Source organism: Sulfitobacter indolifex (assembly GCF_022788655.1).
Classification (GTDB): domain Bacteria; phylum Pseudomonadota; class Alphaproteobacteria; order Rhodobacterales; family Rhodobacteraceae; genus Sulfitobacter; species Sulfitobacter indolifex.
Genome location: NZ_CP084951.1, coordinates 2,324,864 through 2,350,910, shown reverse-complemented (window position 1 = coordinate 2,350,910; position 26,047 = coordinate 2,324,864). Strand labels below are relative to the sequence as shown.

The window sequence follows — 26,047 nt, the reverse complement described above, 5'->3', positions numbered from 1 at the left end:
ATGATCAGCACAGTGCCACCACGACGACCAATTGCAACTCCAGACCGGCGGAGACAACCGCGCGGCCAGAAACATTTGATAAGGAAACGAAAAGCTACATGACCAAAGCAATGGACGAATTCGAAGCGCTTCTGAACGAAAGCTTCGAGATGGACACACCCGAAGAGGGTACAGTCGTTAAAGGCAAGGTGATCGCTGTCGAAGCGGGCCAGGCCATCATCGACGTCGGCTACAAAATGGAAGGCCGCGTTGATCTGAAAGAATTTGCTGATCCCGGCGAATCCCCCAAAATCGAAGTTGGCGACGAAGTCGAAGTTTTCCTTCGCCAAGTCGAAAACGCGCGTGGCGAAGCTGTCATCAGCCGCGAAATGGCCCGCCGTGAGGAAGCCTGGGATCGTCTGGAAAAAGCCTATGCCGCAGAAGAGCGCGTCGAAGGCGCGATCTTTGGCCGTGTCAAAGGTGGCTTCACTGTCGATCTCGGCGGCGCAGTTGCGTTCCTGCCCGGTAGCCAGGTTGACGTCCGCCCCGTGCGCGACGCGGGCCCGCTCATGGGTCTCAAGCAGCCGTTCCAGATCCTCAAGATGGACCGCCGTCGTGGCAACATCGTGGTTTCGCGCCGTGCGATCCTCGAAGAGTCCCGTGCCGAACAGCGCGCCGAAGTCATTGGCAACCTGACCGAAGGTCAGACCGTCGATGGTGTGGTCAAGAACATCACCGAATACGGTGCGTTCGTTGACCTTGGCGGTGTTGACGGCTTGCTGCACGTCACCGACATGGCATGGCGCCGGGTTAACCACCCGTCCGAGATCCTGGCGATTGGCGAGACCATCAAGGTCCAGGTCATCAAGATCAACAAAGAAACCCACCGTATCAGCCTCGGCATGAAGCAGCTGCAGGAAGATCCATGGGATCTGGTTGGCGCCAAGTACCCGCTCGAGTCGGTGCACACTGGCCGCGTGACCAACATCACCGACTACGGCGCATTCGTCGAGCTGGAGCCGGGTGTCGAAGGTCTCGTTCACGTGTCCGAAATGTCTTGGACCAAAAAGAACGTGCACCCCGGCAAGATCGTGTCCACTTCGCAAGAAGTCGAAGTCATGGTGCTGGAAATCGACGGTGCCAAGCGCCGTGTTTCCCTTGGTCTCAAGCAGACCATGCGCAACCCATGGGAAGTGTTCGCTGAAACACACCCCGAGGGCACCGAAGTTGAAGGCGAAGTCAAGAACATCACCGAATTCGGTCTGTTCGTTGGCCTGCCCGGCGACATCGACGGCATGGTTCACCTCTCCGACCTCAGCTGGGACCAGCGCGGCGAAGAAGCGATCCAAGACTACCGTAAAGGTGACGTGGTTCAGGCCGTTGTCTCCGAAGTCGACGTTGAGAAAGAGCGTATCTCGCTCTCGATCAAGAACGTTGGCGGCGACAAGTTCGCTGAAGCCGTTGGCGGCGTGAAGCGCGGCTCGATCGTGACTGTGAACGTGACCTCCATCGAAGAAGGTGGCATCGAAGTCGAATACGAAGGCATGAAGAGCTTCATCCGTCGTTCCGACCTCAGCCGTGACCGTGCCGAACAGCGCCCTGAGCGTTTCTCGGTCGGTGACAAGGTTGACGTGCGTATCACCAACGTCGATGCCAAGGCACACCGTCTGGGCGTCTCCATCAAGGCGCGTGAGATCGCAGAAGAGAAAGAGGCGGTACAGCAGTACGGTTCCTCCGACTCCGGCGCGAGCTTGGGCGACATCCTTGGTGCGGCGCTGAAAGGCGACGACGAGTAAGCACATTCCACGTTGAATGTGTAACGTTAGCGAAGGCCCCGCATGGCAACATGTGGGGCCTTTTGCTGTTCTGCGGGCTTGTTCGAATCGGGGTGACTTTGGGCGCAGGGGCGGCCGGGGTGCCGCCTGTCGCGACAGAACTGAGGTCGAAGTGGCGGAAAAGAGCCGAAATAACAGGGGTTTCGCCTAGAAAAATCTACCGTCGAACGAGTGGAACACCTTCCCGAGTGAAGCGTTATTTCCTATAGTCGGGTAAGACATCAACAAACTCTCGGGGGACGTGCCATGATCCGGTCGGAACTGATCCAAAAGATCGCTGACGACAATCCGCATCTTTATCAACGTGATGTTGAGCGGATCGTAAACACCGTTTTTGACGAGATTACAGGTGCCATGTCACGTGGGGACCGGGTAGAACTTCGCGGCTTTGGTGCCTTTTCGGTGAAAAAACGTGACGCCCGTGTGGGGCGCAACCCGCGCACCGGCGAGACCGTAAATGTTGACGAAAAGCATGTGCCGTTCTTTAAAACCGGCAAGCTGCTGCGCGACCGGCTGAACGGTAAAAGCTGATGCGTTATATTCGTTATGCCTGCATCGCGCTATTCGCGGTGGCCTTGGTTTCTGTTGCTCTGGCGAACCGTAATATCGTGACCTTGCAGGTCTTGCCGGTTGAGATTTCCGGCTGGTTTGCGGTGAACCCCTCCATCCAATTGCCGCTGTTTATTGTAATTCTAGGCAGCATCATCGTCGGGCTTCTGGTGGGTTTTGTTTGGGAGTGGATCCGCGAACATGGCCATCGCGCAGAGGCTGCGCGTCAGGCGCGTGAGCGCCGCCGGTTGGAGCGCGAAGTGATCCGCCTGAAAGAAGAAAAACATCAGGGCAAGGATGAGGTTCTGGCGCTGTTGGATGAAGCGGGTTAAGCCTTTTCCATGCCTGAGAATATCAACGTAAAAATCTGCGGTTTGACCGATCCTGCCGATATGCCTGCTGCGTTGTTGGCGGGTGCACGGACGCTGGGATTCGTGTTTTTCGAAAAATCCCCACGCCATCTTTCGCTCGAAGCAGCGGCCCATATGACCGAGGCGGCACCCGATGGCATTTGCAAGGTTGCGCTGACGGTTAATGCCGACGATGCGGCGCTGGACGCGCTGCTTGCTGCGGTGCCATTTTTAGATATGCTACAGCTTCACGGCAGCGAAAGTCCCGCACGGGTGGCTGAGGTCAAAGCGCGCTATGGTTTGCCAGTCATGAAGGCCGTAGGCGTGGCGGATCGGGATGATCTTATTGCGTTGAACGACTATGTTGACGTGGCCGACCAGCTTTTGGTCGACGCCAAGCCCCCCAAAGACGCGGTCTTGCCCGGCGGCAATGGGCTGGCCTTTGACTGGCGTCTGATCGCCGGCCGTCGTTGGCCGAAACCATGGATGCTGGCGGGCGGCCTTAATGCGGGTAACGTCGGCGAGGCGATTGCTCTCACTGGCGCGCGACAGGTGGATGTCTCTTCCGGCGTGGAAAGCGCGCCGGGTGTGAAGGATGCGGAGCTTATCCGTGCTTTCTGCGAAGCCGCGCTCAAGTAAGAAACGGCACCTAGGATAGCAAAAAGGCCCGGTGGCATTGCCCCGGGCCTTCGTCGTTTTGATGAGTAGCTCACCCGCGGGTCAGATCGACTGGTCGTAGTCGCCGACCGCTGGCTCAGTACGGATCACCGCGTCGATATCAGCAAAAATCGCGCGCATCTCGGCCTCAGATTCGGGGCTTTCGCAAACCACCACAAGGTTCGGAGTGTTCGAGGACGCCCGCACCAGTCCCCAGCCACCGTTATCGAGCATAACCCGCGCGCCGTTGACAGTGATGACTTCAGCAATCGCGCGGCCGCCGATCTTGTCACCGGCATCGGCTTTCGCGACAAGCTTTTGTACCAGACGGTCGAGGATGTCGTATTTCTCGGTGTCTGAGGCATAGGGCGACATGGTGGGCGTGGCCCAAGTCTGGGGCAGGGCGCGGCGCAGGTCAGACATGCTTTTGTCGGGGTTGCGGTCCATCAGCTTGCAGATCTCGACGGCGACGCGCATGCCGCAGTCATAGCCACGACCAATTGGCTCGGCGAGGAAGTAGTGGCCGGATTTCTCGAATCCCGCCAACGCGCCAAGTTCTTTGACGCGGCGCTTCATGTGGCTGTGGCCAGTTTTCCAGTAGTCGGCTTTCGCCCCATGCTTTTGCAACTCGGGATCAGAAGCGAAGAGGCCGGTGGATTTTACATCCGCGACGAAGGTGCTGTTGGGGTGCAATCTGGCCAGATCGCGGGCCATGATGACGCCCATTTTGTCGGCAAAAATCTCTTCACCTTCGTCATCCACCACGCCGCAGCGGTCGCCGTCTCCGTCGAAGCCAAGCGCGAAATCAGCACCGGAAGCGCGGACGCTGTCGGCCATGTCGTGCAGCATTTCCATGGCTTCGGGGTTCGGGTTGTAATGGGGGAAAGTGTAATCAAGCGCGTTGTGGCTATCGACCACCTCAACGCCCAAACGGCGGAACAGCTCGGGTGCGAAGGCCGAGGCAGTGCCGTTGCCAGTGGCGCACACCACTTTGAGTTTGCGGGTCATTTTGAAGTCGCCCACGAGATCGTCAAGATAGGCTTCGCGCACACCCTCAATGAACTCATAAGCGCCGCCCGGACGTTTTTTGCCCCGGCCATTCAGCACGATGTCCCGCAACTCGGCCATCTCGTCAGGGCCGTGGGTCAGGGGGCGCTCAAAGCCCATTTTAACGCCGGTCCAGCCGTTCGGATTGTGGCTGGCGGTGACCATCGCCACGGCAGGCGCATCAAGATGGAACTGCGCGAAATAGGCCATGGGGGACAGGGCAGGGCCGATGTCTTTAACCGTAATCCCGGCCTGCATCAGGCCCAACATCAGCGCGTTTTTGATCGATAGCGAATAGTCGCGGTAGTCATTGCCAACGGCAATGACTGGCTCAATTCCACGCGCGTGCATCTGAGTGCCAAGGCCAAGGCCAAGTGCTGTGATGCCCGGCAGATTGATGTCGTCGGGATACTTCCACCGCGCATCATACTCCCGAAAGCCCGTGGGGGTGATCATCGCATCACGTAGAAATTCCCAAGTGTTTGGGGTCACGGTCGAAGCCGGTTTGGTCACGTCAAATACTCGCTTTTTGAATAAATTTAGAATGTCAGCGGATGGCTTTTTGCCAGCGCATCAAATTGCATGAGCAAGTTAATCAGCCCCGGCATTTGATCAAGGTAGATCATATTCGGCCCATCGCTGGGCGCGCGGTCAGGATCTTCATGTGTCTCCATAAAGATCGCCGCAACGCCGATGGAGGCCGCCGCGCGGGCCATCACGGGGGCAAACTCGCGTTGGCCGCCAGACGATCCGCCTTTGCCGCCGGGTTGGGCAACAGAGTGTGTTGCATCCATCACAACCGGATAGCCGGTCTGGGCCATCTGCGGCAGGCTGCGCATGTCGGCAACCAACGTATTATAGCCGAATGTCGTACCACGCTCGGTCAACAAGATGTTCTTGTTGCCGGTGCTTTCGATCTTATCGACGATGTTCTGCATTTCCCACGGCGCAAGGAACTGCCCCTTCTTCACATTGACGGCCTTACCGGTTTCGCCCGCGGCGAGCAGGATGTCAGTCTGACGACACAGAAAGGCGGGGATTTGCAGCACGTCGACGACTTCACCGGCCTGCGCGCATTGCGCCTCGTTATGAACATCCGTCAGCACTGGCACATCATTGGCGCGGGCCACGGATTGTAGCACCTGAAGACCCTTTTCGATGCCCAAGCCGCGTTTGCCCGACAGGGAAGTGCGGTTGGCCTTGTCATAGCTGGCTTTGAAGATGAACTGCGCGCCCGCCGCATTGCAGGCTTCCTTCAATACGCCCGCAATCATCTGCGCGTGGTCTTCGCTCTCTAACTGGCAGGGGCCAGCGATCACGGTGAGGGGGCGGTCGTTGCCGACAGTCAGATTTCCGATGCGCAGCTGGGTCATGAAGTTACCTGTTCTCTAAGAATGGACGCCGTCAGGGACAGCATCAGGTAGATGCCTGCAAAGATAAGAAAAGCCAATATCGTGTTTTCGAACTTGCGGGGGTAGGTGGCCTCGTCCGGGGCCACGGGATTGACCGCCACGGTGAGGTAACGCACCTGCCGCCCGGCCTCTGTTCGGGCTTGATCCATTGCTGTTTGCGCGCTTTGCAGCACCATGTCAGCAGCGGCCAAATCGGCTTGCGCAAGCTGCGCTGCGACGGCCTGCTGGGCAAGCGAATTTTCGCCTTCATTGGCAGCGGTCATCCGTTCGCGCAGTTTGGTCAACTGTTCACGCAGTCGCCGCACATCACCACGCGCCCCATCGACTTTGGCTTGGTTCGGGCGCTGGTTGTCGAGGAGGGCGGCGAGTTCCAGTTCCTTCTCAATCAGGAGCGTTTCATAGCTTGTGATCTGCGTGCGAATTGAGGCGATCATCGCTTCCGGGTCGACGTTGTTATCGACCTGCAATGTGATCAGCGCTTCTTGCGCATCACGACGATTTTGGAACGCAGTTGCATAGCCTGCAAGCGCGTCCCGCATGCCGTCTTCGCGTTTTTGTTTGCTGAGATCGTTAACCCGCTCTTCGGCGTAGGTCAGCAGGCGTTTGGAGAACTCTTCTGACACTTCTGGATCGGCGGCGATGACCTCCATCCGGATCACGCCTTCGGTTGGGTCGTACCCGATTTTGACGTTCTTTTTATAGGTTTTGTAAGACTCTTCGCTGGTTGGATTTTCAGTTAACCGTTGGATCGGATCAATCTCAGGGTTGGCGAAATGCGCGCGGAACCCAGCATCTTCGTCAAGACGCAGCATCGCGTCCTTGGATTGCAGATAGGCCTGCGTGGCGATGCTGTCGGCGCTGTTGGCGAATTGCGTGGGCAGCAGCCCGCCAAAGGGGCTGGACCCGCCGCCGCCCTCGTTCTGGATGATCAAGAACTGGCTATCGGTCGCATACATTGGCGTGGCGATCTTGTAGAAATAATAGCCCGCTGCAAAGGTTGGTAGCATGACAAAGAAGGCCAGCCGCACCAGGAGCATCGTCGCTTTGCGACGGCGGCGGCGGGTAATGTCGCGCTGAATATCGGAAATCTCGCGCTGGCGACGCTCGGCAGGGCTGACGTCGGTGGAGGGCAGGTTGCGACCGCCTGCTGGTGTTGTCTGCGGCAATTGCACGCGCGCGGCCCCCGGTTGGCCACGGGTGGCAGGCAGTCCGGCAGCGTCTTGATCGCCCGATTGCGGCACCACGAGTTCCAGCATGTTAGAGCGCTGGAACGGGTCGATCCCCTTGGCGCGCAGCAACCGTACCGCATCAAAGTCCGAGGTGGGGGCAAGCCCATGTTTTTGTGCCACGCGGCGCGCCATACGCAATTGGCGGCCTGTCAGACCCTCTCGTCGGATCGCATCCATGTCTTGCTCGGCCGAGACCTCATTGGCCGAAGATACCTCTCCCGCGCGGCTGGCCTCTGACTGGTCGGCTTTGCCGGATTTGGCAGCGTGTTCTAGGGCTTCTTTGCTATAGGAAGGTTTCACATCCGTCGCATCCGCCACAGCGCGCAGCTTAGCCGTTCGTTCTGCCCGCTCGGCATCAGCTTTCGCGACCGGCGCCTTTGCGGCACTGCCTGCGGGCGCGCTGGCCGCCGAAGGGGGCGGCGCTTTGCGGATGCGAAATTTTCTAGCCTTGGGTTTCGTAGTCATAGAGCTGTTTCGCTTCTTCCAAGGTGTCGAACATATGCAGTTTACCGTCCAAAAGGACAGCGGCGGAGCGGGCGAATTTCTCAAGCGTATGGGCCTGATGTGAAACGATGATAATCGTGGTGGTCCGCAGCCGTTCCTTAAGAATGTCACCCGCTTTTCGGTTGAACTCCACGTCTGTCGTGCCGGGCATACCTTCGTCAATCAGATAGATATCAAAATCCAGTGCCAACATCAGCGCAAAAGAGAACCGGGACCGCATCCCTGCGGAGTAAGTGCCAAGGGGCTGGTCAAAATATTCGCCCAATCCACAAAGCCAGCGGCAGAAGCTTTCGACATAATCAGGGTCGAGCCCATATAGGCGCGCGATATAGCGGGCGTTTTCCATAGCAGAGACTTTACTGACCACCCCGCCCATAAAACCTAATGGAAACGAGATGTTACAGCTGCGCCTGATCTCACCCTCATCAGGTTTCTCGAGCCCGGCCATCATGTTAATCAGCGTCGTTTTGCCCGTGCCGTTCGGGGCCAGAATGCCCAGCGAATGGCCAAGTTCCACGCGAAAAGACACCCGGTCAAGAATGACCTTATGTTGCGATCCTGTCCAAAAGGACTTGGACACATTTTCAAATTCCAGCATTCCCTGCTCCGGTTGGTGCTGAGCGCGGCCTCGTGGCGTCTCTTTTATCAGAGGTATCTTAACCGTCTATTCACTGAGTTTGACCACAATATGTCGAAATGCAGGCAAGAGCCACCTTCGGGAAGGGGTGGGGGCTGTCAAAGAAAGGGTAAAATGCCGCCCCGGCATGATATAGGGCCGCCCCGGCGTGATCAGGAGGAGAGGGCCGGGTACGGTATTTCGATTTGTGCAGCAGCGCTGAAGGTCAGTGCAGCGTATGTGTGCTTTCGGTAGGGGTCATCTCGCCGATATAGCTGACATTCATCAAAGCTGCCTGTGTCCGGTCGCCGTCGATGTTTTGCACCGGGCCCACGGGAACGGCGCTCATCAGACCAAGCCGCGTCATCCAGCGGCTGAACGTTGCAGGCACGATGCCCAGAACATGGCTCGCGCCCATGGCATAAGCGGCGCCGGCCATCTGGTTCATCAGCATACGTTGCACGGCAATGCGACGCTGTGCAGGGACGGCGCTGGTGAGGAAAAGGCGGGTCGCTTCCCAGATATCGTCGCGTACGGGTGCTTTGAAGAACAGCACGTCCTGGGGGATATCAGGCAGCATGCCCAACTGCGCATCCCGCAGCATGTAGCTATATTGCGCGCAAACCGAAGTGGTTGGCATTAGACGCACGCCGCCCATGACCTCGCCATATTCGTGCAGCACGATCCAACGCGCGCGCGGCGTGTCGTATTGATCAAATTCCATCCCATCAACCTGAGGGAGATCCCATTGCTTGTCGTCGATAAAGATCCGACGCCGGGCACGCAGGAAATTTACAAATAATTCACCGTGCTGATGCATGTTTAAAAACGATAAAGTCGTCGCGCGCATATACGGATTGGCCTGGGCGAGGGCCTCTGGGCTGTAGGGATCGGGTTCAGCGTCTTTGGTGCTAAGAAGCTTGCGAGGAAAGCGTTTGTTTTTAACTTCTAACGCCTTAGCGTCCTGTGGCGTCAGTTCAGGAAGAACATCTTGCCAAGATTTTCCGGTAAAGTGTCGTCCTTGCAGACTCATATTGGGCCTCAAAAAATCGCTGTAAAAATGCATCTTAACAGGACGCTAACCTCTAGTTGCACGAAATGGCCACACTTATGTCCCATTTCCGTGTGTAGAAGGGAGGATGATCGCGTCTAACATGTACTGCGGTGCCGAAATGCAACATGTTGAACGTGCAAATAAATGGCAGAATGCCGGGATACGGGAAGCCGACCGAAGAAAAACGAGAGCGATGGCGCAGAAAAAAGTAACATACGGGCCGACACAGTCACCCCTTCTGGCGGATGCCACGAAGGTGCAGCAGATGCGCGACTATTCTCAAGTCGGCGTCAGTCTTTTTTGGCAGCGGCAGATGATCTTTGCGGCGGCCATTTGCTTGTCCGCGTTCTACTACGAACTTTGGCTGTCGATCTCGACGCTTGTCCTTATCGCGATTTCCGAGACATTTGATTACCTTCTGTTTCTACGCATCACCCGGTGGCGTGGGCGCAGCCCCCGCTTGGCGCGGGTGTTTATGAACCGAATCTACATTGGCACAGTGCTGAGTGCGGGTGTGATCAGTTATTTCGCGCTTGGCATCGCTTTGCAGCAGGGGGCAACCACACACTTTTTGCCGCTGTTCTTCCTGTTTGCAGCGGCCCTTTTCGCGTCGATGAACAATTACCACATCCTGCCGGTGCTAATGCTGCGACTGGCGATTTATGGTGTAACCTTCCTGTTTATCCCCATCTGGGACATCGTAAGCACGGGGGCGGGGATAGAATCCGAGCTATGGACACAGTTGTTCACTGTAGTTTTCGTGCTCTATTTTATCGTCGATTGCTCCCGCATCTTTATGAAGATGTACCGCACCAACCTCCGGCAGTTGGAAGAACTGAAGGAAGAACACGAGAAGACCAAGATCGCCTTTAAGGTAAAGACTGAATTCGTCTCGACCATCAGCCATGAGCTGCGCACGCCCATGACCTCGATCAAAGGGTCGCTGGATATGGCGTGCGCGGGGGTCTTGGGCGACATGACCCCGCAGATGGAAAAGGTGCTGAAGATCGCGCAGCGCAATTCGGCGCGGCTCACATCGATCATCAATGAGATCCTCGATCTGCAAAAATTTGAAGCAGGCAAGGTGAGCTTCGACATCGAACCGCTTGAAGTACAGACCATTATTGAAGACGCAATTGAACTTAATCAGGCATTTGCGTCGAATCTAGGTGTCACGCTGCGCTATGCAAAACCGTCGGATGCGGCGGGCATCGCCACTGACGAAAAGCGCCTGCAGCAAGTGATGTCCAATCTTTTGTCCAACGCGGCCAAGTTTTCACCTGCGGGATCGACGGTGAAGGTCACCTCTGTCAAGCAAGACGAGAAAGTCCGCATCAGCGTAATCGATGAGGGAATTGGTCTTGCTGAATCTGAGCGGGAAAAGGTCTTTGACGAGTTCTCGCAGATCGATTCGTCCGACCAGCGTGCCGTTGGTGGCACCGGTTTGGGGATGAATATCTCAAAGCGGATCATTGAAGCCCTGGGCGGGCAGATCGATTACTTTAAAAACGAAGGCCCCGGCACGACGTTCTACATCGATATGCCCTTGGGCAACGGGTCTGGTCGCGAACTGGCGCATGGGATGCATATCAAAGACATGGTCAGCGGCGCCGGGCCAATTGGCGATGAAGAACCAGAGAAAGCCACAGGCGATCGCGCAGCGGCATAACGCGCGGCGACGTGATCTGCGTTTGGCGAGCAAGGGCCGCGGCCACTGCTGTTAACGTTACCGCCAGAGTGATCTATCTCGCGGCGTGAGACGGATCATCGAAACCCGGTGGGGTTTTCTTAACGAGATGGAAACTCTTCATGACCAATGTGATTTAAGCGATCTGCGCAAGCACGAGCGGTCAGTTGCTGCGCCGCGTGCGACATGCGGCGCTGCGAATAGTAATGGTTAAGGCGATTGTCTGTGTGAAAAAGCCGATGTCTCGGCGCTGGATGACGAGCTGTTGGTTATCATCCCGTAGTGCCCTGCGGTACGGATGGGCTCGCTGATCCCTTGGGCGGCGACACTACGGTCGCCGCCCAAGGGAATATGCAAGGATGCCTGTGATCCATCACATCACGCCACCAACTGCCAAGCCAGGCCAGCGAGGATGGCACCGACAAAGGCAAAGGCAAGGTAGGCAGCAAAGACATGTGGTTTCACCAGTGCCCAGACCGCGATGGCCGCCGGGATGCAGCTCACCCCGCCTGCGATGACAAAAGACATGGCCGCCCCTTGGGTCATGCCTTGGGCCAGCAGCGCGTCGATCAGTGGCACGGCAGCATAGCCGTTAAGATAGGCGGGTGCGCCGACCAAAGCGCCAAGGATGATCGGCATGATCCCGGACCCGCCCAAGATATTGGCGATCCACTCTGCGGGCACATAGGTCAGCATCAAGGCTTCGACCACATAGGCAAGCGTGAGCCATTTCACGAGGAACAGCGCATTGCTCAACGCCGTGTCGTTAAAGCTCGCGCGGCGCTCGGTCTCTTGCCAGAACTTCCAAACCGGCGTGCAGGAGAAGGGTTTGGCCGACGAACAGCAGCTGCTTTTCGCAGGCTGGGCACGCAGCGGATCGTTGAAGAGCGGGGTTCGTGATAGGGCCAAGACGGTGAAGCCACCGAACATTCCAACGCCGAGCGCGGCGATGGTTTTCGCCACGGCGAAATCGATGCCGAGCGTACCGGAGGTGATCGCAAACATCGCTGGATCCATCAACGGGGAGGCGAGCCAGAAGGCCATGACCGCGCCCAAAGGTGCACCCACTGCGAGCAGGGCGGCGATGAAGGGGATGACCTCGCAACTGCAAAACGGGGATAGCCCGCCAAGTGCGGCCGCCATGACGACCATCCGGGCGGGGCTTCCCTCAAACGCGCGGGCGAGCAGGCTCTCGGCGCCGCTGGCTTTGAGGTAGGCGACCGCTAGCACCGCGAAGGCGATGAAAGGGGCGGTGCCCAGTAGCGCTTGGCCGGTGAAAATAACGGTCGGTACAAATTGCGGGGGATCCAGCAGCGCGATGAGGGCGAGCAGGCCCAGTATAATGCCCCAAGCGCTTTTCAAAAACGCCAACCGGTGGAGGGCGGGGACAGATTGAGTGGTTTCAGCCATGATCATGCTCCGTACATTCATCGATTGCATCTGCGCAGCATTCGGTGAGAAGAAAATTCGCCAAGGCGCGCACTTCCTCGTAAGCGACAGCTGCGCAGATCGTGCTGCGGCCCTGCTTTTCCTGTTTTACCAATCCAGCAGAGGCGAGAAGTTTGAGATGGTGCGTTAACGTTGAGCCGGTCACGCCTGTGCGGTCGCCCAGCGTGCCGATGCTCAGCCCCGCTGATCCGGCGCGCACCAGCGTGCGCAGCACCAAAAGGCGTTGTTCTGATCCAAGTGCTGCAAAGCTGCTGGCTGCGAGGGTAAGGGCGAGGGTTGCTGATTCTTGTTTCATAGTTCTAGAATTATCGAAATATAAGATCGAGGCAAGTTTTATTTCGATAAATGTCGAAGTGATGGGCCGCCCCCCTTTATCTTCTGAACCTTTTGCCTATCTCCTGACCATGAAGGATATCCGAAATGATCTGGCGGCCTGCCGTCTTTGCGCCGATCGCTTTGCCGTGACGGCGACGCAGCATCGCCCGCGGCCCATCGTTTGGTTCAAGCCCGGCGCGCGGCTGCTCATCGCGAGCCAAGCGCCCGGCAAGCGTGTGCATGAAGCGGGTAAGCCCTTTTGGGATATGTCCGGTACGCGCCTGCGCGATTGGCTGGGATTGGATGAGGCGACATTTTATGATCGCAACCGCGTCGCCATCGTGCCGATGGGGTTCTGTTTTCCGGGTTATGACGCCAAGGGCAGTGACCTGCCGCCGCCGCGCGTCTGTGCGCAGACTTGGCGCGAACCGGTGTTGGATATTCTGCCCGACCTCGCGCTGACGGTGCTGATCGGGGGATACGCGATGAAGTATCACCTGCCCGAATTTCGCAATGTGACCGAGGCTGTGGCGGGCTGGCGGGACCATCCACCGGGGGTCTTTGCCTTGCCTCATCCGTCCTGGCGCAATACCGGATGGTTGAACAAGAATCCCTGGTTCGCGGAAGAGGTCTTGCCCCGTCTGCGCACCGCCGTGTCCGAGGTGATGAATGACCGATCCCCAAGCTGACCCCCAAACTGCCCCTAACACAGCCCGGCTGATTGAGCCGACCCCGCTGGACCAAGCCCATGCCGCGATGGTGGCCGCTCCCGACGATGATGCTGCCCGCCTGCGGTTTTACGAGCGGATCGCGGATGTAGAGCTTTTCATGCTGCTGGAGGATGAGCCGCAGGGCGATCAGATCAGCCCGGTGCTACTGGACGACAGCTATGTCATGGTCTTTGATCGCGCGGCACGGCTTTCAGCGCATGTGGGGGAGGCGTCTCCCTACGTGGCGCTTTCGGGCCGGGCGATTGCCACGATGCTCGCGGGGCAGCCCTTGGGCATGGCGGTGAACATCGGCGTAGCGCCTTCGGAAATCCTGTTGCCGGCCGACGCGATGGATTGGTTGCGCAGCACCTTGGCCCATGCGCCCGGCGAGGTTGAGGCGGGCATTGACCGGGTGTTTCCACCGCAGGGGCTGCCTGAGACGTTGATCGCCGCGATTGATGCCAAGCTTGCGACGGCGACCGGCATGGCGGCAGGCGCATTTCTTGTGGGTGTGGAATATACAGGCGGCGGGCGCGGGCATCTGCTGGCTTTCGTCGGCGCGATTCCTCGTGCGCAGGACGCGCTGGTGCGGGCGGCGTCTGAGGCGTTGACGTTCTCAGGGATCGAAGCGGGCGCTATGGACGTGGGTTTTTTCGGCCCCAAGGATGCGGTGGTCGAGAAATTGGCCCGCGTTGGCCTGCGCTTTGACTTGCCACAGATGGAGCCTTTGCAGAACACCCCGCGGATGGCACCGGGAAGCGATCCGGCAAAACCACCGAAACTGCGCTGATCTTTTCAACGGTCAAAGAAAAAGGCGGGCAGGGCAATCATGCCCGCCCTCCTTTCTTCATTTCACAGAGCCGGTCTTAGCGGCGGCGGTCGCGCCGTGCGCTCATTGGTTGGAAGGCGACGCCAACATGGGCCTCGCAATAGGGTTTGCCCTGCTGCACAGGCAGACCGCAGAACCAGAAGTCATCGGTCGCTGGGTCACCTACGGGCCATTTGCAGGTCCGCTCGGTCAGGTCCATCAGGCCGATCTTCTTAGCCTTCTTCTCGACTTCGCTAACTTTGGCCAGCGCCTCGGGGCTGATTTCATTGGCCGACGGCTGCGGCGGAAGGGGCTGGCCCGCAGGGATGATCTGTTTGCGCGCGGGCAGGTTGGGCCTTGGCGCCGGGGCTGCGGCGGGCTCTTCAGCTTCCGCGGCAGGGGCGGCTTCGGGTTCGGGCGCAGGCTTGGCTGCGGGCTTTGGCTTGGCTTCGACCTTGGGGGCGGTGGGCTTGGCTTTCGGCTCCGGCTTGGCCGCTGCGTCGGCGGCTGGCGCACCGGCGGTGCGGTTCGACAGGCCCAAACGGTGCACCTTGCCGATCACCGCGTTGCGCGTCACCCCGCCCAGCTCTTTCGCGATCTGGCTGGCGGACTGGCCTTCGCCCCACATCTTTTTCAGTGTTTCTACGCGCTCATCAGTCCAGGACATACGGGGTTCCCCAGTTAAAAAGCGGCCCCATAGCCCGGACCGCTTTGTCAGTGTATCGGCCCCCATTTTATCTTGTGGGGCCGCAGGTGCAAGCGCCGATCCCCATAAGGGCGGCAGGCTGCGATTGGGGCTTTACGTGGGGGATGAAGGGCGGCTATGCAAGGCCTATGATCAAAAGCGCCACAAATTCCATCCGACGACGCACCGTCCGATAGCTGCGCGGCCCTGTTGGGCCTGATCACGCAGCATGTCTGCTGCACCCTTTCAAAATCCTCCAAATCCCATTGACCCGGCGCCAACCCCATGCCCTTTTACCGGCGTGATATGGCCCCTTCCTAAGGACAAACAGATGATCGCTTCCGTTCTGCCGACCTATAACCGCGCCCCTTTGACCTTTGTCAAAGGCGAAGGCACTTGGCTGATCGAGGCGGACGGGCGACGTTTTCTTGATCTTGGGGCGGGGATCGCGGTGAACGCGCTTGGCCATGCGCATCCGGCGCTTGTGAAGGCCTTGACCGATCAGGCGCAAGCGCTGTGGCATACGTCGAACCTCTACCATATCCCACAGCAAGAGGCGCTGGCGGACCGGTTGGTTGCTGAAACCTTTGCCGACACGGCGTTCTTTTGCAATTCGGGCACCGAGGCTTGTGAGCTGGCCGTCAAAATGGCGCGCAAGTATTTCTATGAGGCGGGCCAGCCGAAGCGGGTTGAGATCATCACCTTTAGTGGCTCGTTCCACGGGCGTTCCTCTGCCGGAATCGCGGCGGCAGGGTCAGAGAAAATGACCAAGGGGTTCGGCCCGCTGCTGCCGGGTTTTGTGCATCTCGACCTTGGCGACAGCGACGCGCTGGAGGCCGCCATCACCGACAAGACCGCCGCCATCATGGTCGAGCCGGTGCAGGGCGAGGGCGGCATCCGCGCCGTGCCTGACGCGGAATTGCAGCAGATGCGGGCGCTTTGTGATCAGCACGGGCTGCTCTTGATTATGGACGAGGTGCAGTGCGGTGTGGGCCGGACAGGGCGGCTTTTTGCCCATGAGTGGGCCGGGGTGACACCCGACATCATGATGGTCGCCAAGGGCATCGGCGGGGGATTCCCGCTGGGTGCTGTGTTGGCGACCGAAAAGGCCGCTTCGGGCATGACCGCAGGCACCCATGGATCGACCTATGGCGGCAACCCGCTGGGCTGCGCTGTGGGCAGCGCGGTGCTGGATGTGGTGGCCGATGAGGCGTTTTTGGCCGAAGTGAACCGCAAGGCGGGGCTGATGCGTCAGCGCCTTGAGGGGTTGGTGGCCGAGCATCCAGAGGTCTTTGAAGAGGTCCGCGGCGCAGGGCTGATGCTGGGGCTAAAGTGCAAGGTGGTGAATGCCGATGTGGTCACTGCAGGCTATGCCAATGAGTTGATCACCGTGCCCGCCGCCGACAACGTGATCCGCCTGCTGCCGCCGCTGACCATTTCCGACGATGAGATTGCCGAGGCCGTCACCCGCCTTGACGCCATCGCGCGTGAACTGACCCCGGCCTAAGCGCCATTCGCCTAAAATATTCCTCGGGCATCGGGGCAAATGCTCCCGTTACCCGCAAGACAGAGACGACAGATGAACCATTTTCTTGATATCCACCAAACCGACCCCGCCGATCTGCGGCAGATCATCGACAATGCCGCCGCTATGAAGGCCGCGCGCCAAGGCCGCCCGCGCGGGGCGGCGGATGATGATCAGCCGTTGAAAGACCAGATGGTCGCGCTGATCTTTGAAAAACCCTCGACCCGGACGCGCGTGTCTTTCGACGTGGGCGTGCGCCAAATGGGCGGGCAGACGATGGTGCTTTCGGGCGCTGACATGCAGTTGGGCCACGGCGAGACCATCGCCGACACCGCCCGCGTCCTGTCGCGCTATGTTGATATGATCATGATCCGCACCTTCGAAGAGCAGACCCTGCTGGAGATGGCAGAATACGCCACCGTGCCGGTGATCAACGGGCTGACCAACCGCACGCACCCCTGTCAGATCATGGCTGACATCCAGACTTTTGAGGAACATCGCGGCCCGATCAAAGGGCGCAAGGTGGTCTGGTCGGGTGATGGTAACAACGTCTTTGCAAGCCTCGCCCATGCGGCCAAACAGTTCGACTTTGATCTGGTCTTTACCGGGCCGCAGACGCTGGACCCGGAAGCGGCGCTTGATGGGCTTTATACGATCGAGCGCGACCCACAGAAGGCTGTCGAGGGCGCCGATTTGGTGGTCACCGACACTTGGGTCAGCATGCATGATCCCCAATCGGCCCGCGAGCGCCGCCACAACCAGCTGCGCGGCTATCAGGTGAATGACGCGCTGATGTCGCTGGCCAAACCCGACGCGCTCTTTATGCACTGCCTGCCCGCGCATCGCGATGATGAGGCGACAAGCTCGGTCATGGACGGGCCACATTCGGTGATCTTTGATGAGGCCGAAAACCGTCTGCACGCTCAGAAAGCTGTCATGCGCTGGTGTCTGGGCGCATGAGCGACGGCCCCCGCATCGTTGTCGCGGGCGCGGGGGCGATCGGCTGTTTTATCGGCGGGCTGCTGGCCGGGGCGGGCCATTCCGTAACCTTGCTGGCGCGGCCCCGTATCCAGGCCGAGATCCGCACCCATGGGCTGACCCTGACGGACTTTGGCGGAATGGCCCGCAACCTGTCGTCGGATGAGCTGACCCTTGCGAGTGATGAGACCTGTCTGCGCGATGCCGATATCGTGCTGGTCACGGTTAAGTCAGGCGATACCGAAAACATGGCGCGGCAGATCGCCCGCCACACGCCGCAGGGCGTGCAGGTCATCAGCCTGCAAAACGGCATGGGCAACCGCGCCATCTTGGCCCAGCATTTGCCCCAGCATGATCTGCGCGCAGGGCTGGTGCCGTTCAACGTCGTGGCCATGGGGCAGGGGTGCTACCACAGGGCAAGCTCGGGCGATCTGGTTATCGAGGGCGGGCCGGCGGACCTGGCTGCACGGTTGTCGTTGCCCCAGCTTCGGATGATTGAACACGCGGATATCACCGCCCTGCAATGGGGCAAGTTTTTGATGAATCTCAACAACGCGCTGAATGCGTTGAGTGGGCTGCCGTTGCAGGCGCAGTTGCGTGACCGGGCATGGCGCCAATTAATGGCCGATCAATGGGCTGAGGCGCTTTCCGTCCTGCGAGCCGAGAAGATCCGCCCTGCCATGACCACGCCGATCCCTGCGCGGCTGGTCCCGGCGCTGCTGCGCTTGCCGACGCCCCTGTTCACGCGCATCGCTTCGGCCATGCTGCAGATCGACCCACAGGCGCGGACTTCGATGGCCCAAGACCTCGCCGCGCGCCGCCCGACCGAGATCGATGCGCTGCAAGGCGAGGTGCAACGGCGCGCGCAGGCGCTTGGCCGGGCGACGCCGGTGACGGATATGGTGTTGCGGGTGATGGGCTGGGCAGAGCTTGCCGGCGAAGGGCTGCCGCATTTGCCGGTCACCGCCCTGCGTACCGAGATGGCAGCAGGGCAGGACCAGCAGAAGGGGTGAGGCACAACAGCGCCTGACCTCAGCTTACGAGGGTATTAAGCACCCAGAAGACCAGCGCCGACAGCAGCGCCGCGGCAGGCACGGTGATCACCCAAGCCGCCACGATGGTCATGAAATGCGAACGACGCACCAGTTTGCGGCGGCGGCGTTCTTCTTTGGCGATGCGTTTCACTTCGCTGGTTTGGCCGCCGATCAGGCGCAGACGCCGCTCCATATGCCACTCACGGTAAAACCCCACGCCAAAGACCCCGCCCACGGCGATATGGGTGGAGGAGACGGGCAGACCGAGCCAGCTTGCCACGATCACCGTGATCGCCGCCGACAGAGCCACGCAATAGGCGCGCATCGGGTTCAGCTTGGTAATCTGGCTGCCGACCATGCGGATCAGTTTCGGGCCAAAGAGGAACAGACCGAAGGAGATGCCGAAGGCGCCGATGATCATCACCCATGTGGGAATGCTGACCTTATCTTCAAAGCTGCCGAACTCTGTCGCATGGACAATCGCCGCCAGCGGGCCAACCGCATTGGCCACGTCATTAGCACCATGGGCAAAGCTGAGAAGGGCGGCAGAAAGGACCAGCGGCAGGCCAAAGAGGATTTTGACTGAGCGGTTGCGGTTTTCCATCCCTTCGGACTTTTTGCGGATCAACGGGGCGGAGATCGCATAGGTCACCAGACCCACGACGAGGCCGATGATCAGCGCCATGGGCATATCGATTGAGATGATCTTTTTCAGACCCTTCAGCGCCAGATACGCCGCAAAGACCCCAGCCATGATACCAACCAGTACCGGCACCCATGTGCGCGCAGCAGCGATTTTGTCGTCTTGGTAGATGATACGGGCTTTGATGAACGCAAGGAACATCGCGGCCACCGTACCGCCCAGCACGGGCGAGATCACCCAGCTTGCGGCAATCAGGCTCATGGAGCTCCAGTTCACGACACCAAACCCGGCTGCCGCGATACCAGCACCCATGACGCCGCCTACGACCGAATGCGTGGTTGAGACCGGCGCGCCGACCCATGTGGCAAGGTTCACCCAAAGCGCCGATGAGATCAGCGCAGCCATCATCGCCCAGATGAAGATGCGCGTGTCAGCGACGCTGGCCGGGTCGATGATCCCTTTTGAGATGGTCGAAACCACATCGCCCCCGGCGAGCAGCGCGCCCGCAGATTCGCACAAGGCCGCAATGACGATGGCACCGCCCATGGTCAGCGCATTGGCCCCCACAGCCGGGCCCATATTGTTGGCCACGTCATTTGCGCCGATGTTGACCGCCATGTATGCGCCAAAAGCGGCGGCGGCGATAACGACGAAGCTTGACGGTTGATGCCCAAAGAAGACCGCCGCGACAGCCCCGGCCACCACGATAAAGGCCAGCGCGATGCCCGGCCCAACGAGAGGGCGGGCGACATAGGTCGCGGCCAATTCGACTTGAGAAATACGGTTAAGGTCTTTGTCCAGTGTCTTCCACTGGCTGCCCTGCGGTTCCGATGCCATTCCTAGATGATCTCCCAAAGATCCTTACATTCAGCGGGGGGTGACATAAGGCTATCGAGGGCGCAAGTCACCCTGTCACAAAATTGTAACATGCGGGATATGGGGAATTTCGAGGGCGGCGGGGAGTTGAATGGGCACCGAACAGAGGTCCGGTGCCAAAACCCGTCAGTGGAATGCGGCCAAAATCGCTTTAAGATCAGGCTCATCCACCAGCTCTGACGCCTCTTGCGGCGTGAACCAAGCGCGTTTGCGCATACCCGCTTCGGGGTATTCTTCGCTCAGATCGCGTACGCGGGTCAGATAGACCTGTGTGGTCACGGGCACGGTCAAGCCTTCGCCGAGACCCTTGTCATAGTCGAAAATGCCCATTGGATCGGATTCGATATCCGCTTCGGTCACCCCGGCCTCTTCCCATGCCTCTTGTAGCGCGGCGCCGGCCCCGTCCAGCCCGTCAATCGGCCAGCCTTTGGGCAGGATCCAGCGGCCCGTATCGCGGCTGGTGATAAGCAATACTTTTTTGCCCGCGTCGGTGGTGCGGTAGCAGAGGGCTGCCACCTGCACGCGGCGGGGGCGTTTGAAAATGGGGAGGACCATATCCTCCCATGCGCGTCTAAATACGTGTGTCATTATTGGACTATGCCTCGGTCGGGTGTTTTTCTTGTTATGAACACATTATATAGTGTTCCCAAACGCAAATCAAACTGCAGCGCGCGGAACTGGCGGGCCTGGCAGTCTGACCGTCTAAAGATGAGGCATAAACGACATGGCAACGGGCACGCAGGCGAAGGGGGGCGCGGCTGAGGCCACAGGCGCCGATATCGGGGTTTACGGGCTGGGCACCATGGGGTCGGCGCTGGCGCTAAATCTGGCCGACAGCGGCTTTACCGTGGCGGTGAGCAACCGCGAAGCCGAGTGGATCGCGCCTTTCCTTGATGAGGCCGGACCACTGTCCGAGCGTTTGATCGGAGCAGAGCAGCTTGAAGAGTTCGTCGCCGCCATCGCGCGCCCGCGGAGTATCCTTTTTATGATCCCCTCCGGCGCGCCGGTCGATGCGATGATTGAGGCGATTAAGCCACTGCTCGATAAAGGCGATACGCTGATCGACGGCGGCAACGCTGATTTCCACGACACCCGCCGCCGCAGTGCCGCGTTGGAAGGCACGGGGCTGCATTTTGTCGGCATGGGCGTCTCGGGCGGTGAAGCTGGGGCGCGCAATGGCCCCTCAATGATGGTCGGTGGCAGCGATCATTCTTGGGAGCAGTTCAAGCCGATGGCCGAGGCGATTGCCGCGCAGTTCGACGGCTCGCCCTGTGTGGCGCATCTTGGCCCTGATGGGGCAGGCCATTTTGTTAAGACGGTGCACAACGGCATCGAATACGCCGACATGCAGATGATTGCCGAAGTTTACGGCCTGCTGCGCGACGCAGGCGGGCAGGGCGCGGTTGAGATCGGCAACCTCTTTGCTGAATGGCAGAAGGGGCCGCTGAGTTCTTATTTGATCGAGGTTTCTGCCGCAGCTCTTTTGTCGGTCGACACGCAGACCGACACGCCAATGGTCGATGTGATCCGCGATCAGGCGGGGCAAAAGGGAACCGGGCGCTGGACGCTGATCGAAGCGCTCAAGATGGGGCAATCGGCCAACACCATCGAGGCCGCTGTTGGTGCGCGGGGCTGGTCGAGCGAGAAAGCTGTGCGTGAGATGGCCGAGCCGCTTTTGCCCGAGGGCGTGCAAGACGCGCCGTTGCCTGAGGCGGAAGATTTGGAAATGGCGCTGCTGGCGGGGCGGATCATCGGCCATGCACAGGGGTTTCGCATCCTCAGCGCGGCGTCAGAGGAGTTTGAATGGTCGCTCGACATGGCGCGAATCTCTGAGATTTGGCGCGCGGGCTGCATCATTCGCTCGGCGCTCTTGGACGAATTTGCCGATGCCTTCCGTGGCGAATTGCCCGGCGGTCATCTGATCCTTGCACCTGCCATGCGCAAACGGCTGGAGGACAGCATCCCGGCACTGCGCCGTGTCGTGGCGGCGGGCGCGCTGCTGGGCGTCGCTCTGCCTGCGCTCTCGGCGGCGTTGGCGTGGTACGACAGCATGCGTCGAGCGCGCGGCACGGCAAATATGATCCAAGCACAGCGGGACTTCTTTGGCGCGCATGGGTTTGAGCGGACAGAAGGTGAGGGGAAATTTCACGGCACGTGGAATCCGCTGCCGTAAAAGCGCTGAAAGGTCCGGAATCAAGCCGAAGGCGCCGGACCATCGCCTGCCCGCCCGGACGGGAAGGCGATTTAGCAACGGGCGGAACACTATTAAAAGCGCACCCACGGTTGCACCTTAAAGTGGCGCGGATAGACGTTAGGATCGCCACCCGGCGGGCAGGCGATGGTCCTTGTCACGCCCTGGCAAATGGGTCCACCGGATAGCTCACATGCGCCAAGTACAGCCCATGCGGCGGGCAAACCGGCCCGCAAGCCGCACGGTCTTTCGCCGCAAGCGCCGCACCCATATCCGCCACACTCCAAGACCCAGCACCGACCCGCTCCAGTGTCCCCACAAAACTGCGCACCTGATTGTGCAGGAAAGACCGCGCCCGCACATCGAAGTGATACTCCGTGCCAGTGGCGGTCTCGACTTCGCGCACGTCCAACCGGTCCAATGTCTTCACTGGGCTCACCGCCTGACAGATTGTTGAGCGGAAGGTCGTAAAGTCGTGCTTGCCCACTAAAAGATCGGCAGCGGCCTGCATGGCCTCGACATCCAGCCGATGTTTAACCTGCCAAACCAGCCCAGCCTGATGCACCGCAGGCGCGCGGCGCGAAAGGATGCAGAAGTGGTACCGCCGCTCCAGCGCCGAGAAGCGCGCGTGAAAATCCTCAGGTGCCAACACGCAATCAGTGATCGCGATGGGCTGCGGTTTCAGATGGTAGTTCAGCGCTTCGCCTAGGCGAAACGGCGACCAATCACGCGCCATATCGCAATGGGCCACTTGGCCCAGCCCATGCACCCCGGTGTCGGTGCGTCCGGCGGCGGCAATGGTATGCGCGCCGGGTTCCAACCGCGCCAGCGCGGCCTCAATGAACCCCTGTACAGTGGGCAGGTCCACCTGTCGCTGCCAGCCGTTGAACGGCGCGCCGTGGTATTCGATTTTCAGAGCATATCTGGGCATGGACGCGGCATTAGCGCGGGCGGGCGCTTCTGGCAATCCCCGGCTGCCAGCCCTATGTTAACGCCAAAGGCAAAGGGACGGGCGCAGCATTGGGTATTACAGGCATCGCCGACGGCATTTGGCGGCAGTTTGAGACGGTCACAGACACGGTCGGGGAGACGTTTTTCGAGCCGGTGATCCGTCTGGGCGTCACAGGGCTTGCACGGTCGGGCAAGACTGTTTTCATCACCTCACTGGTGGCGAACTTGCTGGACCGGGGGCGCATGCCGGGGCTGTTGGCGGCCTCAGAAGGCCGGATTGAGGCCGCGTTTTTGCAGCCACAGCCCGATGATACCGTGCCGCGGTTTGACTATGAGAACCACCTCGCCGCACTGACTGGCAAGACACCGCATTGGCCAGAAAGCACGCGGGCGATCTCGGAACTGCGGCTGTCGCTTAAGGTACGGCCCAACGGCTTGTTGGCCGGGTTGCAGGGGCCGCGCACGTTGCATCTGGATATCGTGGATTATCCCGGTGAGTGGCTGCTGGATCTGGCGCTGATGGACGTAACCTACGCTGAATGGTCGGCACAGGTGATTGAGCGTATCGCGCACCGCGAGGAGGCTGCGGGCTACCGGACGCTTGCTGAGCAAACCGACCCCCATGGCGAGTTGGAAGAGACCACAGCGCGCAGGCTTGCCGACAGCTTTGCCGCGTATCTGCAAACCGCCCGCGCCAATGGCTATTCTGACTGCACGCCGGGGCGGTTTCTGCTGCCCGGTGATCTTGCCGGATCGCCGGTGCTGACCTTTGCGCCGTTGCTCGGCTCGGACGGTGCGCCGCGCAAATCGTTGATCCGCGAGATGGCGCGGCGGTTTGAGGCCTATAAGAAACAGGTGGTGCAGCCCTTCTTTCGCGATCATTTTTCCAGGATCGACCGCCAAGTCGTGTTGGTCGATGCCCTTGGCGCGATTCACCAAGGGCCGCGCGCGGTCGAAGATTTGCGCGGAGCGATGGCTGATATATTAAGCGCTTTCAGGCCGGGGAAGAATAACTTCCTGACCAGCCTGCTGCGCGGCAAACGGGTTGAAAAAGTACTCTTTGCTGCCACCAAGGCCGACCATCTGCATCACAGCCAGCACCCGCGGCTAAGCGGCATCATGCAGGCGCTGATCCGCGAGGCACGGGACCGGGCGCAATACGCCGGGGCAGGCACGCGGGCCATGGCCATCGCCAGCCTGCGCGCCACGACCGAAGATGTGATGACCCATGGGGGTGAGCCGCTTGATGTGGTGCGCGGGACGCTTTTGAACGACGATGAAACGCGCGGGCGGCAGGCGGCATTCTACCCCGGCGAACTGCCCGAAGACCCGGCGCATCTGCTGACCCCTGCGCGGCAGGGCGCGCAGGAATGGTTGGGCGCGGATTACCAGATTATGCGCTTTGCGCCCGCTGTGCTGGATCTACGCCCCGGTGACGGCCCACCGCATATTCGACTGGACCGCGCGGCAGAGTTCTTGATCGGAGATCGGCTTTGAGCGCGCGGCTGACACGCCCCGCCACGCTGCGCGCAGCGCAACCTTTGGACGCAGGCGCGGTGGGAGGGATCATGAGCGATTTCACAAGGCAGACCAATTGGTTGCCACGCATTCATACCGCGGCTGAAGACATCGCCCATGCCGATGCGATGATTGTACGGGGCTGGGTAACTGTCGCCGAGCAGGCAGGCCGGATCGCCGGTTTCGTCGCCTGCAAAGGGGGCGAGTTGGATGCGCTTTATGTTGCAGATGATGCGCGGGGGCAGGGCATAGGCTCCGCCCTTATCGGGGGGTTGAAAACCCGTCACAAGGCGCTGACATGTTGGACATTTCAGGCAAACACGCCTGCCATTGCTTTCTATCGCCACCACGGGTTTGCCGAGACCGCGCGCGGCGATGGCAGCGCCAATGACGAAGGGCTGCCCGATCTGACATTGCACTGGCAAAGGGAGGCCGCCTAATGGCCCGCGGACCAATCCTGTTCGACCTAGAGGAAGACAGCAAACCCCAGCCCTCGGTCGCCGATGCGCCCGCCGTGCCGGAGTTTGACACCGACGTCCCCGCGCCCAAGGGGCAAGCGATGCAGATCGCCGCACAACTTGCAGCACGCAAACCCTCGCGGCTGGTGCGGCTGTTCTGGGCGCTGGCGGGCGCTTTGGTGACGGCGCTTGTGTCGATCGCCGCATGGACCTTCGTGACTGACCTAATGGCACGCTATCCGGTGCTGGGGTGGGCGATGACCCTACTGCTCGGGGCTTTTCTGCTGGTCCTGCTGCTGCTTTCCTTGCGCGAAATGGCCGCTTTTGGCCGGCTTGCGCGGCTTGACGGGCTGCGCCATGACGCAGGCGAGGCACTGGCGCAGGCCGATTTAGCCGCAGCGCGCAGCGTGACGGATCGGCTTGAAGCGCTGTATAAACACCGCGAAGACACCCGCTGGGGCCGCGACCGATTGGCGGAACTGCGCGGTGACCAATTCGACGCAGAGGCATTGTTGGGGCTGGCCGAGAGAGAGGTCTTGGCTCCATTAGACCGCGCTGCGACCCGCGAAGTCGAGGCGGCGGCGCGGCAGGTCGCAGCCGTTACTGCGCTTGTGCCCTTGGCGCTTGCCGACGTGGCCGCTGCACTCAGCAGCAACCTGCGGATGATCCGACGTATTGCAGAGATCTACGGCGGGCGTTCGGGCTTTTTGGGCTCATGGCGGCTGACCCGCGCGGTGCTGTCGCATCTTGTGGCAACGGGTGCTGTGGCGGTCGGCGATGACTTGATCGAACCGCTTTTGGGCGGGTCCATCGTTGCCAAATTGAGCCGACGTTTCGGGGAAGGTTTGGTAAATGGCGCATTGACTGCACGGGTGGGCGTGGCTGCCATTGAGGTCTGCCGCCCGCTGCCCTTTGCCCGTGAAAAGCGCCCCGGCGTGCGGGGAATCGTCAAACGTGCTCTCACAGGGGTGTTTGGCAACAACTGAA

General features: G+C 60.1%; 25 protein-coding genes. 14 read left to right on the top strand and 11 right to left on the bottom strand.

What is annotated here, in order from left to right; translation table 11 throughout:
- Nucleotides 1-110 precede the first annotated feature (110 nt).
- From rpsA to DSM14862_RS11440, 4 genes are all read left to right on the top strand, one after another.
- Nucleotides 111-1,775 carry a 30S ribosomal protein S1 gene (gene rpsA / locus DSM14862_RS11455; protein WP_040701803.1) on the top strand — a complete coding sequence of 555 codons (1,665 nt, stop codon included), beginning with the start codon at nucleotides 111-113 and terminating at the stop codon, nucleotides 1,773-1,775.
- A gap of 285 nt (nucleotides 1,776-2,060) precedes the next feature.
- Nucleotides 2,061-2,345, top strand: coding sequence for an integration host factor subunit beta (gene ihfB / locus DSM14862_RS11450; protein ID WP_007120793.1), 285 nt, complete (start codon nucleotides 2,061-2,063; stop codon nucleotides 2,343-2,345).
- Complete coding sequence (locus tag DSM14862_RS11445; RefSeq protein WP_007120792.1) at nucleotides 2,345-2,695, top strand: lipopolysaccharide assembly protein LapA domain-containing protein; 351 nt, start codon at nucleotides 2,345-2,347, stop codon at nucleotides 2,693-2,695. The genes ihfB and DSM14862_RS11445 overlap by 1 nt, the downstream gene beginning before the upstream one ends.
- A gap of 9 nt (nucleotides 2,696-2,704) precedes the next feature.
- The gene (locus tag DSM14862_RS11440; RefSeq protein WP_007120791.1) at nucleotides 2,705-3,352 is read left to right on the top strand and encodes a phosphoribosylanthranilate isomerase; all 648 of its coding nucleotides are present in this window, start codon (nucleotides 2,705-2,707) and stop codon (nucleotides 3,350-3,352) included.
- A gap of 81 nt (nucleotides 3,353-3,433) precedes the next feature.
- Here DSM14862_RS11440 and DSM14862_RS11435 read toward each other — a convergent pair whose 3' ends face one another.
- From DSM14862_RS11435 to DSM14862_RS11415, 5 genes are all read right to left on the bottom strand, one after another.
- The gene (locus DSM14862_RS11435) at nucleotides 3,434-4,930 is read right to left on the bottom strand and encodes a phosphomannomutase/phosphoglucomutase (protein ID WP_007120790.1); all 1,497 of its coding nucleotides are present in this window, start codon (nucleotides 4,928-4,930) and stop codon (nucleotides 3,434-3,436) included.
- 26 nt (nucleotides 4,931-4,956) lie between these two features.
- Nucleotides 4,957-5,790 (bottom strand): 3-deoxy-8-phosphooctulonate synthase, encoded by an 834-nt coding sequence (gene kdsA, locus DSM14862_RS11430; protein WP_007120789.1) that lies wholly within the window; start codon nucleotides 5,788-5,790, stop codon nucleotides 4,957-4,959.
- Nucleotides 5,787-7,523 carry a hypothetical protein gene (locus DSM14862_RS11425; RefSeq protein WP_007120788.1) on the bottom strand — a complete coding sequence of 579 codons (1,737 nt, stop codon included), beginning with the start codon at nucleotides 7,521-7,523 and terminating at the stop codon, nucleotides 5,787-5,789. Before DSM14862_RS11425 ends, kdsA begins: the two co-directional genes overlap by 4 nt.
- On the bottom strand, nucleotides 7,501-8,160 hold the full coding sequence (locus DSM14862_RS11420) for an ABC transporter ATP-binding protein (protein ID WP_007120787.1): 660 nt from the start codon (nucleotides 8,158-8,160) through the stop codon (nucleotides 7,501-7,503). The genes DSM14862_RS11425 and DSM14862_RS11420 overlap by 23 nt, the downstream gene beginning before the upstream one ends.
- Before the next feature lie 244 nt (nucleotides 8,161-8,404).
- Nucleotides 8,405-9,211, bottom strand: coding sequence for an acyl-homoserine-lactone synthase (locus DSM14862_RS11415; protein ID WP_113075751.1), 807 nt, complete (start codon nucleotides 9,209-9,211; stop codon nucleotides 8,405-8,407).
- A gap of 286 nt (nucleotides 9,212-9,497) precedes the next feature.
- Here DSM14862_RS11415 and DSM14862_RS11410 point away from each other — a divergent pair, with 286 nt between their 5' ends.
- Nucleotides 9,498-10,901, top strand: a complete 1,404-nt coding sequence (locus DSM14862_RS11410) for a sensor histidine kinase (RefSeq protein ID WP_113075750.1) — start codon at nucleotides 9,498-9,500, stop codon at nucleotides 10,899-10,901.
- 396 nt (nucleotides 10,902-11,297) lie between these two features.
- Here the strand turns inward: DSM14862_RS11410 and DSM14862_RS11405 are convergent, their stop codons facing one another.
- Both DSM14862_RS11405 and DSM14862_RS11400 read right to left on the bottom strand, forming a co-directional pair.
- Nucleotides 11,298-12,329: a permease gene (locus DSM14862_RS11405; protein WP_040701595.1), complete on the bottom strand. Its 1,032-nt coding sequence runs from the start codon at nucleotides 12,327-12,329 to the stop codon at nucleotides 11,298-11,300.
- Nucleotides 12,322-12,663, bottom strand: a complete 342-nt coding sequence (locus DSM14862_RS11400) for an ArsR/SmtB family transcription factor (RefSeq protein ID WP_007120559.1) — start codon at nucleotides 12,661-12,663, stop codon at nucleotides 12,322-12,324. Before DSM14862_RS11400 ends, DSM14862_RS11405 begins: the two co-directional genes overlap by 8 nt.
- Before the next feature lie 109 nt (nucleotides 12,664-12,772).
- On the opposite strand from DSM14862_RS11400, the gene DSM14862_RS11395 reads away from it, so the two are divergent.
- The gene (locus tag DSM14862_RS11395) at nucleotides 12,773-13,372 is read left to right on the top strand and encodes a uracil-DNA glycosylase family protein (protein WP_040701593.1); all 600 of its coding nucleotides are present in this window, start codon (nucleotides 12,773-12,775) and stop codon (nucleotides 13,370-13,372) included.
- A gap of 28 nt (nucleotides 13,373-13,400) precedes the next feature.
- Nucleotides 13,401-14,183, top strand: coding sequence for an SseB family protein (locus DSM14862_RS11390; RefSeq protein WP_040701591.1), 783 nt, complete (start codon nucleotides 13,401-13,403; stop codon nucleotides 14,181-14,183).
- Between the two features lie 76 nt (nucleotides 14,184-14,259).
- Here the strand turns inward: DSM14862_RS11390 and DSM14862_RS11385 are convergent, their stop codons facing one another.
- On the bottom strand, nucleotides 14,260-14,868 hold the full coding sequence (locus DSM14862_RS11385) for a GcrA family cell cycle regulator (RefSeq protein ID WP_007120556.1): 609 nt from the start codon (nucleotides 14,866-14,868) through the stop codon (nucleotides 14,260-14,262).
- 349 nt (nucleotides 14,869-15,217) lie between these two features.
- Here DSM14862_RS11385 and DSM14862_RS11380 point away from each other — a divergent pair, with 349 nt between their 5' ends.
- The 3 genes from DSM14862_RS11380 to DSM14862_RS11370 all read left to right on the top strand — a co-directional run bounded on the left by DSM14862_RS11380 (nucleotide 15,218) and on the right by DSM14862_RS11370 (nucleotide 18,402).
- Nucleotides 15,218-16,393, top strand: a complete 1,176-nt coding sequence (locus DSM14862_RS11380) for an aspartate aminotransferase family protein (RefSeq protein WP_007120555.1) — start codon at nucleotides 15,218-15,220, stop codon at nucleotides 16,391-16,393.
- Between the two features lie 72 nt (nucleotides 16,394-16,465).
- Nucleotides 16,466-17,371, top strand: coding sequence for an ornithine carbamoyltransferase (gene argF / locus DSM14862_RS11375; RefSeq protein ID WP_007120554.1), 906 nt, complete (start codon nucleotides 16,466-16,468; stop codon nucleotides 17,369-17,371).
- Nucleotides 17,368-18,402 carry a 2-dehydropantoate 2-reductase gene (locus DSM14862_RS11370; RefSeq protein WP_007120553.1) on the top strand — a complete coding sequence of 345 codons (1,035 nt, stop codon included), beginning with the start codon at nucleotides 17,368-17,370 and terminating at the stop codon, nucleotides 18,400-18,402. Before argF ends, DSM14862_RS11370 begins: the two co-directional genes overlap by 4 nt.
- A 19-nt stretch (nucleotides 18,403-18,421) precedes the next feature.
- Here DSM14862_RS11370 and DSM14862_RS11365 read toward each other — a convergent pair whose 3' ends face one another.
- Together DSM14862_RS11365 and DSM14862_RS11360 are read right to left on the bottom strand one after the other, a co-directional pair.
- Nucleotides 18,422-19,903 carry an inorganic phosphate transporter gene (locus DSM14862_RS11365; RefSeq protein ID WP_007120552.1) on the bottom strand — a complete coding sequence of 494 codons (1,482 nt, stop codon included), beginning with the start codon at nucleotides 19,901-19,903 and terminating at the stop codon, nucleotides 18,422-18,424.
- 165 nt (nucleotides 19,904-20,068) lie between these two features.
- Nucleotides 20,069-20,530: an NUDIX hydrolase gene (locus DSM14862_RS11360; RefSeq protein WP_040701558.1), complete on the bottom strand. Its 462-nt coding sequence runs from the start codon at nucleotides 20,528-20,530 to the stop codon at nucleotides 20,069-20,071.
- Between the two features lie 136 nt (nucleotides 20,531-20,666).
- On the opposite strand from DSM14862_RS11360, the gene gndA reads away from it, so the two are divergent.
- The gene (gene gndA, locus DSM14862_RS11355) at nucleotides 20,667-22,115 is read left to right on the top strand and encodes an NADP-dependent phosphogluconate dehydrogenase (protein ID WP_007120550.1); all 1,449 of its coding nucleotides are present in this window, start codon (nucleotides 20,667-20,669) and stop codon (nucleotides 22,113-22,115) included.
- Nucleotides 22,116-22,290: 175 nt separating this feature from the next.
- Here the strand turns inward: gndA and truA are convergent, their stop codons facing one another.
- Nucleotides 22,291-23,064, bottom strand: a complete 774-nt coding sequence (gene truA, locus DSM14862_RS11350) for a tRNA pseudouridine(38-40) synthase TruA (RefSeq protein WP_007120549.1) — start codon at nucleotides 23,062-23,064, stop codon at nucleotides 22,291-22,293.
- An 89-nt stretch (nucleotides 23,065-23,153) separates the two neighbouring features.
- Here truA and DSM14862_RS11345 point away from each other — a divergent pair, with 89 nt between their 5' ends.
- From DSM14862_RS11345 to DSM14862_RS11335, 3 genes are all read left to right on the top strand, one after another.
- Complete coding sequence (locus DSM14862_RS11345; protein WP_007120548.1) at nucleotides 23,154-24,581, top strand: YcjX family GTP-binding protein; 1,428 nt, start codon at nucleotides 23,154-23,156, stop codon at nucleotides 24,579-24,581.
- A 71-nt stretch (nucleotides 24,582-24,652) separates the two neighbouring features.
- Nucleotides 24,653-25,042, top strand: a complete 390-nt coding sequence (locus DSM14862_RS11340; protein ID WP_050770431.1) for a GNAT family N-acetyltransferase — start codon at nucleotides 24,653-24,655, stop codon at nucleotides 25,040-25,042.
- Nucleotides 25,042-26,046, top strand: a complete 1,005-nt coding sequence (locus DSM14862_RS11335; protein WP_007120546.1) for a YcjF family protein — start codon at nucleotides 25,042-25,044, stop codon at nucleotides 26,044-26,046. The genes DSM14862_RS11340 and DSM14862_RS11335 overlap by 1 nt, the downstream gene beginning before the upstream one ends.
- The last annotated feature ends 1 nt before the right edge of the window (nucleotide 26,047 follow it).